14 protein-coding genes are annotated in these 13102 nt (G+C 65.3%); 10 read left to right on the top strand and 4 right to left on the bottom strand.

Annotation, left to right across the window (positions count from 1 at the left end; all coding sequences use genetic code 11):
- Positions 1 to 20: 20 nt before the first annotated feature.
- Together Q4C89_RS02820 and Q4C89_RS02815 are read right to left on the bottom strand one after the other, a co-directional pair.
- Positions 21 to 407 (bottom strand): MmcQ/YjbR family DNA-binding protein, encoded by a 387-nt coding sequence (locus Q4C89_RS02820; protein WP_303101088.1) that lies wholly within the window; start codon positions 405 to 407, stop codon positions 21 to 23.
- A gap of 22 nt (positions 408 to 429) precedes the next feature.
- Positions 430 to 702 carry a hypothetical protein gene (locus Q4C89_RS02815; protein ID WP_303101087.1) on the bottom strand — a complete coding sequence of 91 codons (273 nt, stop codon included), beginning with the start codon at positions 700 to 702 and terminating at the stop codon, positions 430 to 432.
- Positions 703 to 774: 72 nt separating this feature from the next.
- Between Q4C89_RS02815 and Q4C89_RS02810 the strand changes: the two genes are divergently transcribed.
- Positions 775 to 1698 carry a metallophosphoesterase gene (locus Q4C89_RS02810; RefSeq protein ID WP_303101086.1) on the top strand — a complete coding sequence of 308 codons (924 nt, stop codon included), beginning with the start codon at positions 775 to 777 and terminating at the stop codon, positions 1696 to 1698.
- A 21-nt stretch (positions 1699 to 1719) separates the two neighbouring features.
- On the opposite strand, the gene Q4C89_RS02805 is transcribed toward Q4C89_RS02810, so the two are convergent.
- Positions 1720 to 2553 carry an enoyl-CoA hydratase/isomerase family protein gene (locus tag Q4C89_RS02805; RefSeq protein WP_303101085.1) on the bottom strand — a complete coding sequence of 278 codons (834 nt, stop codon included), beginning with the start codon at positions 2551 to 2553 and terminating at the stop codon, positions 1720 to 1722.
- A gap of 178 nt (positions 2554 to 2731) precedes the next feature.
- On the opposite strand from Q4C89_RS02805, the gene Q4C89_RS02800 reads away from it, so the two are divergent.
- The 9 genes from Q4C89_RS02800 to Q4C89_RS02760 all read left to right on the top strand — a co-directional run bounded on the left by Q4C89_RS02800 (position 2732) and on the right by Q4C89_RS02760 (position 12505).
- Positions 2732 to 3406, top strand: coding sequence for a hypothetical protein (locus Q4C89_RS02800; protein ID WP_303101084.1), 675 nt, complete (start codon positions 2732 to 2734; stop codon positions 3404 to 3406).
- 152 nt (positions 3407 to 3558) lie between these two features.
- On the top strand, positions 3559 to 8370 hold the full coding sequence (locus tag Q4C89_RS02795) for a glutamate synthase-related protein (protein ID WP_303101083.1): 4812 nt from the start codon (positions 3559 to 3561) through the stop codon (positions 8368 to 8370).
- A gap of 123 nt (positions 8371 to 8493) precedes the next feature.
- Complete coding sequence (locus Q4C89_RS02790) at positions 8494 to 9960, top strand: glutamate synthase subunit beta (RefSeq protein ID WP_303101082.1); 1467 nt, start codon at positions 8494 to 8496, stop codon at positions 9958 to 9960.
- A 69-nt stretch (positions 9961 to 10029) separates the two neighbouring features.
- Complete coding sequence (locus Q4C89_RS02785) at positions 10030 to 10251, top strand: DUF433 domain-containing protein (protein ID WP_303101081.1); 222 nt, start codon at positions 10030 to 10032, stop codon at positions 10249 to 10251.
- A complete protein-coding gene (locus tag Q4C89_RS02780) occupies positions 10248 to 10586 on the top strand; it encodes a DUF5615 family PIN-like protein (protein ID WP_303101080.1) in 339 nt (112 codons plus the stop codon). Before Q4C89_RS02785 ends, Q4C89_RS02780 begins: the two co-directional genes overlap by 4 nt.
- A 60-nt stretch (positions 10587 to 10646) precedes the next feature.
- Positions 10647 to 11036: a hypothetical protein gene (locus tag Q4C89_RS02775; RefSeq protein ID WP_303101079.1), complete on the top strand. Its 390-nt coding sequence runs from the start codon at positions 10647 to 10649 to the stop codon at positions 11034 to 11036.
- Between the two features lie 76 nt (positions 11037 to 11112).
- Positions 11113 to 11697: a TetR/AcrR family transcriptional regulator gene (locus Q4C89_RS02770; RefSeq protein WP_303101078.1), complete on the top strand. Its 585-nt coding sequence runs from the start codon at positions 11113 to 11115 to the stop codon at positions 11695 to 11697.
- Positions 11694 to 12011, top strand: a complete 318-nt coding sequence (locus Q4C89_RS02765; protein WP_303101077.1) for a hypothetical protein — start codon at positions 11694 to 11696, stop codon at positions 12009 to 12011. Before Q4C89_RS02770 ends, Q4C89_RS02765 begins: the two co-directional genes overlap by 4 nt.
- 47 nt (positions 12012 to 12058) lie before the next feature.
- Positions 12059 to 12505 carry a hypothetical protein gene (locus tag Q4C89_RS02760; RefSeq protein WP_303101076.1) on the top strand — a complete coding sequence of 149 codons (447 nt, stop codon included), beginning with the start codon at positions 12059 to 12061 and terminating at the stop codon, positions 12503 to 12505.
- A 76-nt stretch (positions 12506 to 12581) separates the two neighbouring features.
- Here the strand turns inward: Q4C89_RS02760 and Q4C89_RS02755 are convergent.
- Positions 12582 to 13102: SRPBCC family protein (locus tag Q4C89_RS02755; protein ID WP_303101075.1), on the bottom strand; the 521-nt coding region annotated here is incomplete at its 5' end.

Genomic DNA, 13102 nt, shown 5'->3' with positions numbered 1-13102 from the left:
GATGCGGTCAGGCGCAGCGTTCACAGGCTCTCCGGCAGTTCCAAATCCGCCCGCTCCGCCTTCGTGAAGCCCTTTTTCGTGACCAGCAGGTAGCTGCCGTGCAGCAGTTCGCGCACCAGTTCGCCCGGCACGGTGCCGTCCAGCGTGACCGTGACCCAGTGTTTTTTATTCAGGTGATAGCCCGGCACCACGCTCTGCGGGTACATCTGCCGCAAATCGTGACCGCGCTGCGGGTCTACCTTGACGCTTAGGCGCAGCGGCTCCTGCGTGATGTCGGTCAGGGCGTACATCTTGGACTTGGTGAAGTAGCCGACCTTGAAGACCAGCGTCTCGTCGTCGAAGGGAAAGGTTTCGAGCGAGTGGGGCAAGGCGTCGCACACGCCGCGCAGGTCTTCTACCGTCCGCATACGCCAGAGGATAGCCTCCGGGTCAGCCCTGGGTGGTCGCGTCGAGGCCCTGTGCCTCCTGTAATTCCACGTTGGCGTCGGTGGCTTCACCTGTAGTCCCGGTCATGGCCGCCACCTGTTCGGCGCTGAGGCCCTCGCCCGTGTGCACCTTCACGCCGCTGGCCGGACGCTGGGCATGATCGGCGGGGGGTGGGCCTTGCTCGGCCACGACCTCGGTGTTCTGGGCGTGCTCGTCGGCGTGGACGCTCAGCTCGGCGGCGACGGGCGGCACGGTGTCACGTTTGGCATCGGTCATTCGGGCAGCATGCCACCCGATTGTCAGCCCTGCTTGACGAAGTGCGCCCCCCCGGGTGGCGATACTGGCCCGGTGCGCCGTTTCCTTGCCCTCCTGCCTCTGCTGCTCACCTGCGCCAGCGCGACCCGGCTGGTGCTGCTCAGCGATTTCAACGGGGCGTATGGCAGCACCAGCTATCCGCCTGCGCTGACCCGGACGGTAGAGCGCGTCCTGACCGACTGGAAACCCGACCTGGTCATCTCGGCGGGCGACCTGATCGCCGGACAGAAGGCCAGCCTGACCGCGCCGCAGGTGCAGGCGATGTGGGCAGCCTTCGACCAGAGCGTGCGCGGGCCGCTGGCCCAGGCGGGCATTCCCTTCGCCCCCACGCTGGGCAACCACGACGCCAGCTTGCCGGGCGACCGCCGCGAGGCCCAGCGCTACTGGCAGGCCCACCCGCCCAGGCTGGACTATCTGGGCCGTTCGGCCTTTCCTTTCCGCTACTCCTTCCGGTTTGGGGAACTGTTTTTTGCGGTGCTGGACGCCAGCGGGCCAAACGTGGACGCCGCGCAGCGCCGCTGGCTGGCCGCGCAACTCGCTGCGCCCCAGGCCAGGGCTGCCCGCTTCCGGCTGGTGCTGGGCCACTTGCCGTTGTCGGGCCTGAGTGCGGGCAAGAACAAACCCGGCGAAGTCATCCGCGAGGCCGGGGCGCTGCGGGAGGTGATGGAGCGGGGAGGGGTGACCGCCTACATTTCGGGCCACCATGCCGCCGCCTACGCGGGGAGGTTGGGTGGCCTGAACGTCCTTGCCAGCGGCGGCATCGGGGGGCGGGATTATGTCGGCTTTCCCGGCACGGCCCGCAGCACGGTCACGGTGCTGGACGTGGAGCAGGACGGCCTGCGTCTGACCCTCTACGACGCCGAAACAGGCCGCGAAATTCCCCTGACCAGCCTGCCGCCGCGCATCCGTGGCCTAGGTGGGACGGTGGAGCGCCTGCCTCAGCCCTGGCTGCATTGAGGGGCTGCGCTGAGGAGCAGGTCAAATCGGCGCGTCTTCCATGAACTTCGGTTCCCGCTTCTCGCGTTTGGCGGCGAGGCCCTCGTGGATGTCCGGCCCGGTAAAGCCCAGGAATTCGAGCGCCAGTGACGCGTCGAAGGTCGGCCCCATCGCCCGCAGCCAGTTGTTGAGGGCGTATTTGGTCCACCTGACGGCGGTGGGGCTGCCCGCCGCCAGCTTGCGGGCCACCGCCCACGAACGGTCGAGCAGTTCTTCGTCCGGTACGCACAGGCTGACCAGCCCGATGCGCTCGGCTTCCTCGCCGCTCACCGCTTCGCCCGTCAGCAGGTGGTATTTGGCCTTGTTCAGCCCGCACAGGAGGGGCCAGATGATGGCCGCATGGTCGCCCGCTGCCACGCCGAGTTGCACATGCCCGTCCAGAATGCGGGCCGACTTTGCCGCCACGCTCACGTCGGCCAGCAGCGCCACCGCCAGCCCCGCGCCCACACAGGGGCCGTGAATGGCGCTCACGATGGGTTTGCCGCAGTTGACCACGTTGTACACGAGGTCGCGGGCTTCTTTCCACACGCGGGCCAGCGCCGTGAAGTCGCTCGCCATCTCCTCAATCAGTGCAAAGTCGCCGCCTGACGAAAAGCCCCGGCCCTCGCCACGAATCAGCACACAGCGAATCCCGCTCGCCGCGTCAATGTCACGCCAGATGTGCGTCAGCGCGGCGTGTCCGTGTCGATCCACGCTGTTGAGCGTCTTTTCGTTGTGGATGACGATTTCCAGAATGCCGCTGTTTTCGCCTTCGGTATGCAGCGTGACTGTCAGGCCCGGATAGGCTCCGGGGGCCGTAAGGGAAGCGGGGGTCATGTCGGGCAGGCTAGAGCATCTGGCGGAAAACTCGCTTTCCGTGCAGCTTCTTGTACTGCGTCAAGACAAAAGCCCGATTGCCGACCAAGTGTTGACGAAGTGTTCATGACGCCCGATACTGAAGACGCCCTCACAGCCGCCTTTCCCTCCCGCTCGCGCATGAAATAAGGAGTCCGACGTGTCTTTTCCCTTTTTGCCGAGGGCGTCAGTCGTGCTGGGTCTGTTGACGCTGAGTGCCTGTGGTTCTTCTCCCACTCCCCCCACGCCGAAGGGGGAGGTCGTTCAGGTCACCGACAGCGAGTACGGCGTGAACTTCGAGTACACCACCAGCCGGGACTTCAGCTACGCGCTGGCCGCCCTGCCCGGCTATACCCACTCGGCAGCCGAGGTGCATCTGCTGGCCCTGGTCAACGAGGAGCGCGTCAAAGGTGGGGTCTGCCCGGTGCGCGGCGGGGGCCAGCGAACCTACGGCCCGGCGCGGCCCCTACTGTTTGAAGGCCACCTGCACCGCGCCGCCAGCGACTACGCCCGCGAGCTGGCAGAGTCGGGCAGCGCGGTGCTGGCCCACCGCAGCGCCCTGACCGGACTGGTGCCTTCGCAGCGGGTGGTGGGTGCCGGATACCGCCCCCTGCCTCCGAAGGGCGCGGCGCTGGAATTCAATGAAAGCCTCGCCGCCGAGTGGCTGAAGTCCGACCCCGCCGGAGTGGTCGCCGCTTGGAAAGCCAGCCCCGAACACTGCGCCGCGCTGTACGAACCGATGCCGAGTTTCAGTCATGGCGCGGTGGCCCGAGTGGAAACGCGGGTGCAGGGGCAGGCCGTCACCTACTGGGTCCTCAATACGGCGGGGTACTGACCGAGCAGAACAGAGCGGCCCGAACAGGGCGGAAATGTGTGCAGAGACGGCCCCGTTATAAACAACGGCCCTGCATGAACTTGCGCTTGCCCGTACCCTGGAGCCAACAGCCTGACAGGGTTCAGGTCATCGCCAGCGCAAGGGGTGCAGACATGGAAAAGTGGAGTCAGCGGGAAACCCCGGAAGTGGGGCCACAGATGCCGGAGTACACGACGGCAAGAGAAATTATGCAGACCAGTCGCCAGGGTATGTATTCGGCCCAGGAACATGACGCCTGTGGTGTGGGCATGGTGGCCCACATCGGCGGGCAGAAAACGCACGACATCATCTCGCAGGGCCTGAAGATTCTGGAAAACCTCGACCACCGTGGGGCCGTCGGCGCTGACCCGCTGATGGGTGACGGCGCAGGCATCCTGATTCAGATTCCCGACGAGTTCTACCGCGCCGAGATGAAGGCGCAGGGCGTGGACCTGCCGCCCCCCGGCGACTACGGCGTGGGCATGATTTTCCTGCCGAAAGAAATCGCCTCGCGCCGCGCCTGTGAGCAGGAACTGGAGCGGGCGGTGGTGGCCGAGGGGCAGGTGGTGCTCGGCTGGCGCGACGTGCCCGTGAGTGCTGACATGCCCATGAGTCCGGCGGTGCGCGAAAAAGAACCCGTCATCCGCCAGATTTTCGTCGGGGCCGGTCCCGATACCCTGGTGCCCGACGCGCTGGAGCGCAAGCTGTACGTCATTCGCCGCCGCGCTTCCAACGCGATTCTGGGCCTGAACTTCACGCACGGGCAGGAATACTACGTGCCCTCCATGTCGTGCCGCACCATCATCTACAAGGGGCTGCTGCTCGCCGACCAGGTGGGCGAGTACTACCTCGACCTTCAGCGCCCTGAAGTCGTGTCGGCGCTGGCGGTGGTTCACCAGCGGTTTTCGACCAACACCTTCCCCGAGTGGCGACTGGCGCACCCTTACCGCATGGTCGCCCACAACGGCGAAATCAACACCGTCAAGGGCAACTTCAACTGGATGCGGGCCCGCGAAGGGATTCTGAGCAGCCCCGTCTTCGGTGACGACCTGAAAAAGCTCTACCCGATTTCCTTTGAAGGCGAGTCGGACACGGCGACCTTCGACAACGCGCTCGAACTGCTGACCCTGGCGGGCTACCCGATGGCGCAGGCCGCCATGATGATGATTCCCGAGGCCTGGGAGCAGAACACGCTGCTCGACGACCGCCGCCGGGCCTTCTACGAGTACCACGCCTCCATGATGGAACCCTGGGACGGCCCCGCCGCGATGGTCTTTACCGACGGGCGACAGGTGGGCGCGATGCTCGACCGCAACGGCCTGCGCCCGGCCCGCTACCTCCAGACCCGCGACGGTCTGGTGGTGCTCGCCTCCGAATCGGGCGTGCTGCCCATTCCCGAAAGCCAGATTGTCCGCAAGTGGCGCCTCCAGCCCGGCAAGATGTTCATGATCGACCTCGAACAGGGCCGGATTGTCGAGGACGACGAACTCAAGATGCAGTTCGCCCAGGCCAAGCCCTACCGCCAGTGGGTCGAAAACACCCGCCTGCGCCTCGACGACTCCGACGAGACGGGCACGGTGGACGAATTCAGCGAGTCGCTGCTCAAGCGTCAGCAGGCGTTCGGCTACACCCAAGAAGACCTCAAGTTCCTGCTGGGGCCGATGGCGCTCTCGGGCGAAGAAGGCATCGGCAGCATGGGCAACGACTCGCCGCTGGCGGTGCTGAGCAGCCGTTCCAAGCCGCTGTACAACTATTTCCGGCAACTGTTCGCCCAGGTGACCAACCCGCCCATCGACCCCATCCGTGAAGCGGTGGTCATGAGCCTGCGCTCCTTCGTCGGGCCGCGCCCCAACCTGCTCGACATCAACGCGGTCAACCCCGCCATGCGTCTGGAAGTCGAGCAGCCCATTCTGGATTTTGACGACATGGCCCGCGTCCGCAACATCGAGGCGCATACCCGTGGCAAGTTCAAGGCGTTCGACCTCGACATCACCTACCCCGCTGACTGGGGCGCACGCGGCATTGAGGCCAAGCTGGCGACCATCAACGCCTGGGCGGTGGACGCCATCGAGTCGGGCCACAACATCATCATCCTGACCGACAAGCGCGTGGATCGGAACCGGGTGGCGATTCCCGCGCTGCTGGCGCTGTCCAGCGTGCATCACCATCTGGTGCGCCAAGGCCTGCGCATGCGGGTGGGGCTGGTCGTCGAAACCGGGGACGCCCGCGAAGTCCACCATTTCGCGGCGCTGGCGGGCTACGGCGCCGAAGCCATTCACCCCTACCTCGCGCTCGAAACCATCACCGACCTGCACGCGCCCATTCCGGGGATGCCCGACCTCTCGGCGATTACGCCCGAACAGGCCATCTACAACTATGTCAAGGCCATCGGCAAGGGCCTGAGCAAAATCATGTCCAAGATGGGCGTCAGCACCTACATGAGCTACTGCGGCGCTCAACTGTTCGAAGCGGTGGGCCTGCAAGAAAGCTTCGTGCAGAAGTACTTCTACGGCACGGCGAGTCAGGTGGGCGGCATCGGCATCTTCGAGGTGGCGGAAGAAGCCCTGCGGACGCATCAGGCTGCCTTCAGCGAAGACCCGCTGCTGGAAAAGAACCTGGACGCGGGCGGCGAGTACGCTTGGCGCACACGCGGCGAGGAGCACATGTGGACGCCCGACGCCGTCGCCAAGCTGCAACACGCGGTGCGCGGCGGGCAGTTCAGCACCTACGAGGAATACGCCCGCATCATCAACGACCAGAGCAAGCGCCACATGACGCTGCGCGGCCTGTTCGAGTTCAAGACGGCGGGCGCGACTCCGGTGCCCCTCGAAGAAGTCGAGAGTGCCGCCGAAATCGTCAAGCGCTTTGCGACAGGCGCGATGAGCCTCGGCTCCATTTCCAGCGAGGCGCACGCCACCCTCGCCGTCGCCATGAACCGCATCGGCGGCAAGAGCAACACCGGGGAAGGCGGCGAAGACCCGGCCCGCTACGAGCGCGAAATGCGCGGCGAGACGCTGGGTGAGGGCGAAACCCTGGCGAGCATTCTGGGTCAGGAGCGCGTGGAAGTGGACTACCCGCTGCAAAGCGGCGACAGCCTGCGCTCCAAAATCAAGCAGGTCGCCTCGGGCCGTTTCGGGGTCACGGCAGGGTACCTGAGCAGCGCCGACCAGATTCAAATCAAGATGGCGCAGGGGGCCAAGCCCGGCGAGGGTGGACAGCTTCCCGGCGGCAAGGTCAGCGAGTACATCGGCTTCCTGCGTCACTCGGTGCCGGGCGTGGGCCTGATTTCGCCGCCACCCCACCACGACATCTACTCCATCGAAGACCTCAAGCAGCTCATCCACGACCTCAAGAACGTGAACCCGCGTGCCGACATCTCGGTCAAGCTGGTGTCGGAAGTGGGCGTGGGCACCATTGCGGCGGGCGTGGCGAAGGCCAAGGCTGACCACATCGTGGTGGCGGGGCACGACGGCGGCACGGGCGCGAGTCCCTGGAGCAGCATCAAGCACGCGGGCAGCCCCTGGGAACTGGGCCTTGCCGAAACGCAGCAGACGCTGGTGCTCAACCGCCTGCGTGACCGGGTGCGCCTGCAAACCGACGGGCAGCTCAAGACCGGGCGCGACGTGGTGATTGCCGCGCTGCTGGGGGCCGATGAATTCGGCTTCGCGACGGCGCCGCTGGTGGCCGAAGGCTGCATCATGATGCGCAAGTGTCACCTCAACACCTGCCCGGTAGGGGTGGCGACGCAAGACCCGGTACTGCGCGCCCGCTTTACCGGCAAGCCCGAACACGTCATCAACTACTTCTTCTTTGTGGCCGAAGAAGCGCGGCGGATTATGGCCTCCTTAGGCATTCGCAAGTTCGACGACCTGATTGGCCGCTCGGATTTGCTCGACACCCGCGCCGGAATCGAGCACTGGAAGGCGCAGGGGCTGGATTTTAGCCGCGTGTTCTACCGCCCCGAAGTTCCTGCCGAGGTCGGCACCCGTCACCTCGACGTGCAAGACCACGAACTCGACAAGGCGCTTGACCTCAAACTGATTGAGAAGTGCCGCCCCGCCATCGAGAAGGGTGAGCGCGTTCACTTCCTTCAGGAGGTGCGGAACGTCAACCGCTCGGTGGGGGCCATGCTCTCGGGCGAACTGGTGCGTCACCGTCCGCAGGGCCTCCCCGACCAGACCGTGTTTATCCAGATGGAAGGCACGGGCGGGCAGTCCTTCGGCGCGTTCCTGGCTCCCGGCCTGACGCTGTACCTGATCGGCGACGCCAACGACTTCGCGGGCAAGGGCCTCAGCGGCGGGCGCGTGGTGGTGCGGCCCAGCATCGAATTCCGGGGCAAGGCCGAAAACAACATCATCATCGGCAACACGGCGCTGTACGGTGCGACCAGCGGTGAAGCGTACTTCCGGGGCGTGGCAGGCGAACGTTTCGCGGTGCGTCTGTCGGGCGCGTCGGCGGTGGTGGAAGGCACGGGCGACCACGGCTGCGAGTACATGACCGGCGGCACGGTGGTCGTCCTCGGCCCCACCGGGCGCAACTTCGCAGCGGGCATGTCGGGCGGCGTGGCCTACGTCTACGACCCCGAAGGCACTTTCGAGAAACGCTGCAATCTCAGCATGGTGGGCCTGGAACGGGTGCTGCCGGAAGACGAACAGATGCAGAGCGCCCGCCCCTGGCACCTCCACACGGGCCGCGCCGACGAGGTGCAACTGCGTGAACTCATCGAGAACCACCACCGCTGGACGGGTTCGCAGGCAGCCAGCGACCTGCTCGACGACTGGGACAATGCCCTCAAGAAGTTCGTGAAGGTGATGCCCCACGAGTACGCCCGCGCCCTCAAGGAGCGCACCGAAACGGCGAGCACCGCCGCAGGCGACAAGTTCACCCCTGAAAGCATGCAAGCCGGCCCCAGCGAGAAGGGCGGTCAAGGGGTGCTGACGAAGTAGTTCCCTTCTCCCCCTCTGCCCCTGCGGGGCATCTCCCCCACAGGGGGGGAGAGGTGACCTTCCCTCCCCCTCTTCGTGGGGAGGGGGTACTCCCCGCCCACCACGCACCAAATGGAGTTTCCTATGTCCAAAATCACCGGTTTTCTGGAGCAAGACCGTATCAAGGAGCAATACGCGCCTGTCGAGGCCCGGCTCAAGCACTACCGCGAATTCATGTTGCCGCTCGACCCGGCGGCGGCCCGCAAGCAGGCGACCCGCTGCATGGACTGCGGCATTCCGTTCTGCAACAGCGGCTGTCCCGTCAACAACATCATTCCCGACTTCAACAACCTGGTCTACGAGGACGACTGGCAAGAAGCCCTGACCGTGCTGCACAGCACCAACAACTTCCCCGAATTCACCGGGCGCATCTGCCCCGCGCCGTGCGAGGCGGCCTGCACGCTCAACATCAGCGGTGACCCGGTGGGCATCAAATCCATCGAACTCGCCATTATCGAGCGCGGCTGGCAAGAAGGCTGGGTCACGCCCGAACCCGCAGCGGTCAAGACCGGGAAAAAGGTCGCCGTGGTCGGCTCTGGCCCCGCTGGTCTGGCGGCGGCGCAGCAACTCGCCCGCGTCGGGCACGACGTAATCGTGTTCGAGAAGAACGACCGCGTGGGCGGCCTGCTGCGCTACGGCATTCCCGACTTCAAGCTGGAAAAGTCGCACATCGACCGCCGCGTGGCGCAGATGGAAGCCGAGGGCGTCACCTTCCGCACCGGCGTGCTGGTGGGTGACTGGGACGACGGGAGCCGCGTGACCAACCTCAGCACCGAGCGCGTGACCCCCGCAGAACTCAACGAACAGTTTGACGCCGTGCTGCTGGCGGGCGGCTCGGAAACCCCGCGTGACCTGCCGGCCACCGGGCGCAACCTGAGCGGCATTCACTTTGCGATGGAATTCCTGCCGGGGCAAAACCGCGTCAACGCGGGCGACAAGCTCAAGGGGCAACTGCGTGCCGAGGGCAAGCATGTGGTGGTCATCGGCGGCGGCGACACGGGCAGCGACTGCGTGGGCACCAGCAACCGCCACGGGGCCGCCAGCGTGACCCAGTTCGAGGTCATGCCCCAGCCTCCCGAGCAGGAGAACAAGCCGCTGACCTGGCCCTACTGGCCCATGAAACTCCGCACCAGCACCAGCCACGAGGAAGGGGCGGTGCGCGAATTTGCCATCGCCACCAAAGAATTTATCGGCAAGGGCGGCAAGGTCACGGGCGTCAAAACCGTGCGTGTGGAGATGAAAGACGGCAAGCTGGAAGAAGTTCCCGGCACCGAGGAAACCCACAAGGCCGACCTCGTGCTGCTGGCGATGGGCTTTACCAACCCGATGAGTCCGGTGCTGGACGCGTTCGGCGTGGAAAAAGACCCGCGTGGCAACGCCCAGGCCGGAACCGACGAAGGCACGGGCTACGCGACCAACGTGCCGGGCGTGTTCGCGGCGGGCGACATGCGCCGGGGGCAATCGCTGGTCGTCTGGGCCATCCGTGAGGGGCGGCAGGCGGCGCGGGCCATTGACCAGTTCCTGATGGGCGAGAGCGTGCTGCCGCGCTGAAGCAGAGAGCGGATGATAAAGGGCGGATGGCTTGCGGGCTGTCCGCTTTTTTGTTGCTACAGTTGGTCCATGAGTCTGCTGGAGCGCATCACGGTCAGGCCCGAGCAATGCGGCGGGCGCCCCTGCATCCGGGGAATGCGAATTCGGGTTTCGGACGTGCTGGACATGCTGGGAGCGGGCGAAGCCGTCGAAACCATTCTGGCAGATTACCCCGATCTGGAGCGCGAGGACATTTACGCCGCGCTGCTCTGGGCTGCCCGTTACATTGATCATCCACGCCTGAGCGCATGAGCCTGACCTACTGGCTGGACGCCCAGTTGCCGCCCACGCTCGCGCCCTGGCTTACGCGAACTTTTGACGTCGTGGCCTTCAGTGTCGCTTATCTGGGGCTACGAGATGCCGATGACGCCGTCATTTTTCAGGCGGCGCGAGAGGTGGGAGCAGTGATCGTGTCCAAAGATTCGGATTTTCTGGAACGGGTATTGCGGCTGGGGACACCACCCCAATTGCTCTATGTCACCTGCGGAAATACGACGAAACTGAAACTTCAGGACGTCTTTGTCAAGAATTTTGCCCAGGCCAACCTGCTTTTACAGTCGGGTGAGCCTGTCGTAGAAATTGCCTGACCCCTCACCGTTCAACTTTAGGCGGACACCTGCGCGACTTGCCGCCGTTAGCCTGATGTCATGAACCGTGAAAATCGCCGGGCTGTCTTGCTGCTCGGGGTGCTGATGGTGGGGCCGGGGCTCCTGCTGGCGCTGCTCGGCCATCAGGCGGTCGTTTCCTCCGCGTGGTCGGGGCCGCTGGAGACACGCTGGGCGGGCACGGAATTGCGGGAAATGAACGTCTTGGGTCACAAGGGCATGGTGCGCGGTCAATTTCTGGAACTGCGCTGCCGCCGCTTGCCCGTGCTCAAAACGCGCACAGATGACGGCTGGTTCGGCCCGGAATGGCGCGGGAAACCCGTGTGGGAAGCCGGGAAAGTCACCTATCAACCGGGCTGGGAGGGGGCCAGACCCAGGGTTGCCCCTGTCAGCTTGGGCACTCCGCTCTGGCTGAACCTTTGCCCCCGCTGACGGGTTCGCTGGCCGCTTTGTCATGTCGGCAACAGGGGCCGCTGACCCCCGTGCTACGCTGGCGGCTACGCACGCTATGACCGACTCTGCCAAACCCCGCCGCGAACAGATTTATGACGTTGCGAGCCGCCTGTTTTCCGAACGTGGGTACCACGCCACGTCCATGCGTGACCTGGCTGGCGAACTCGGGATACAGGGCGGCAGTCTCTACGCGCACATCAGCGGCAAGGAAGACCTGCTCGTCGAGATCGTGCGTGGGGCGTCACAGCAGTTCGACGACAGCCTGTTTACCCTGCGCGAACTCGACCTGCCCGCCGACCAGAAGCTGCGCGAAGCCATGTTCCGCCACATCCGGGTGGTGGCCGACAACATGGACAGCGCCACCGTGTTTTTTCACGAGTGGAAACATCTGTCCGAGGAACCTTACGCGCAGGTGGTGGCCTGGCGCGACACCATCGACGCCTTTTACCGGGAACTCGTCGAGCGCGGCATCGAGGAAGGGGTCTTCCGGGCCGACCTGGACGTGCGAATGACCGCCAATCTGGTGCTGTCGGCGGTCAACTGGACCTACACCTGGTATCGCCCCGGCGGCACCCTGACGCCCCGCGACATCGCCGAGCAGTTTGCCGAGATGCTGCTCTCGGGGCTGAGGCAGGCATGATTCCGCCCACTGTCACCCTGGCGCTGCGTCAGGCGCTGGTGCAGGCCCAGGGCCGCGCCGCCCGGCTGGAGCGCACCCAGCAACTCGAAATCGGGGAAGACCTGTTTATCCGTATCGCCCCCGGTGGGCGCAGGTTCCTGCTGTTCTGTCTGGATGCCGAGCCGACCCGGCAGCAGGCCGAGGACATCGCCGCCGTGCTGGGGCTGAGCGAGCCTGAATACGGCTGGCACCAGGGCGCGACGCTGCGTTCGCTGACCGTCGTGGAGGCGGGGGCGGAACAGGTGGGCACAGAGCCGGGGTCCGGCCAGTCCTAACTAGGCGAATGCTCAAAGTCTGGAGCGAGCTGCCTGAGAGTGGGGCCATGAAGAGGCTGCTCCTGCTGTTGCCCCTCACCCTCGCTTCGTGCGGCCTGTTCGGCACGCCGAAAAGCTACGACGTGTCCGGCACCGTCTCCGGCACGGCCCCCACAGGCACCGTCCGGCTCGCGGTGGTCGGTGTCGGCTTGACTGGCGTGGTCAAGGCCGACGTGCCGCAAATCGCCGTGACTCTGCCCGGTAACCAGAAATTCGCCCTCGACTACCCGAACGTGGCCGACGGTATCTATCAGGTCATCGCCTATGTGGATGCCAACGGCGACGGCAGCTACAACCTGGGCGAAACCCGCACCCAGAACAACGGCAAATACCTGATCTACAGCACGAATGGCGTGTTCAGCGGCCTGACCAACGTCAAGGCCGGATGGAACTATGTGGTGGGCCTGAGCGTGACGCAGCCGGGCCGGATCACCGACTATGACCTGACCTGGTAATTCTGCGCCAAAGGCAACAGAACAGGAAAAAGGGCGGCCCCTCGCGGAGTCGCCCTTTTTTGGTGGTTGCCCTGGCTCAGGCCTTGGGGTTGGTGCCCTCGAAGGTCGCCTTGAACTTCTGGAGGTCTTCGGCGATCTGCTGGCCGGGTTCCTCGCCGAACAGTTTGGCGACGGCGGCACCCAGCGGGCCAGCGGGGGGACGGTAGCTGAGGGCCACATGCACGCGGGTCTTGTCGCCTTCGAGGCTCTCGAACTGCACGCTTCCGGCGTTGTCCACCGTGGCTCCGGGCAGGCTGTGCCAGCCGATGCGTTCGCCGGGCTTGTCGTTGACGATTTCGGCTTCCCACTCGACATGGGTGCCGAGGGGGGCCTTGGCGACCCAGCGGCTGCGCTTGTCGTCCAGCACGGTCACGCTCTCGAGGTGGCTCATGATCTGGGGCAGGTTTTCCAGCTTGCGCCAGTAGTCGTACACGGCCTTGGCGGGGCGGTCAATCACGACGCTGTGCTCGACAAAAATCGGCTTGGCGGCGCTGGCAGCACCGGACAGGCCAGCGGCTTCCATCACGGGGTCTTTGCCGGTGGCGGCCTTGTAGGCGA

It is taken from the genome of Deinococcus sp. (assembly GCF_030523985.1).
In the GTDB taxonomy this organism is placed as follows: domain Bacteria; phylum Deinococcota; class Deinococci; order Deinococcales; family Deinococcaceae; genus Deinococcus.
Note: the sequence above shows the minus strand (reverse complement) of the source record. Positions and strands in the feature narration are given on the sequence as shown.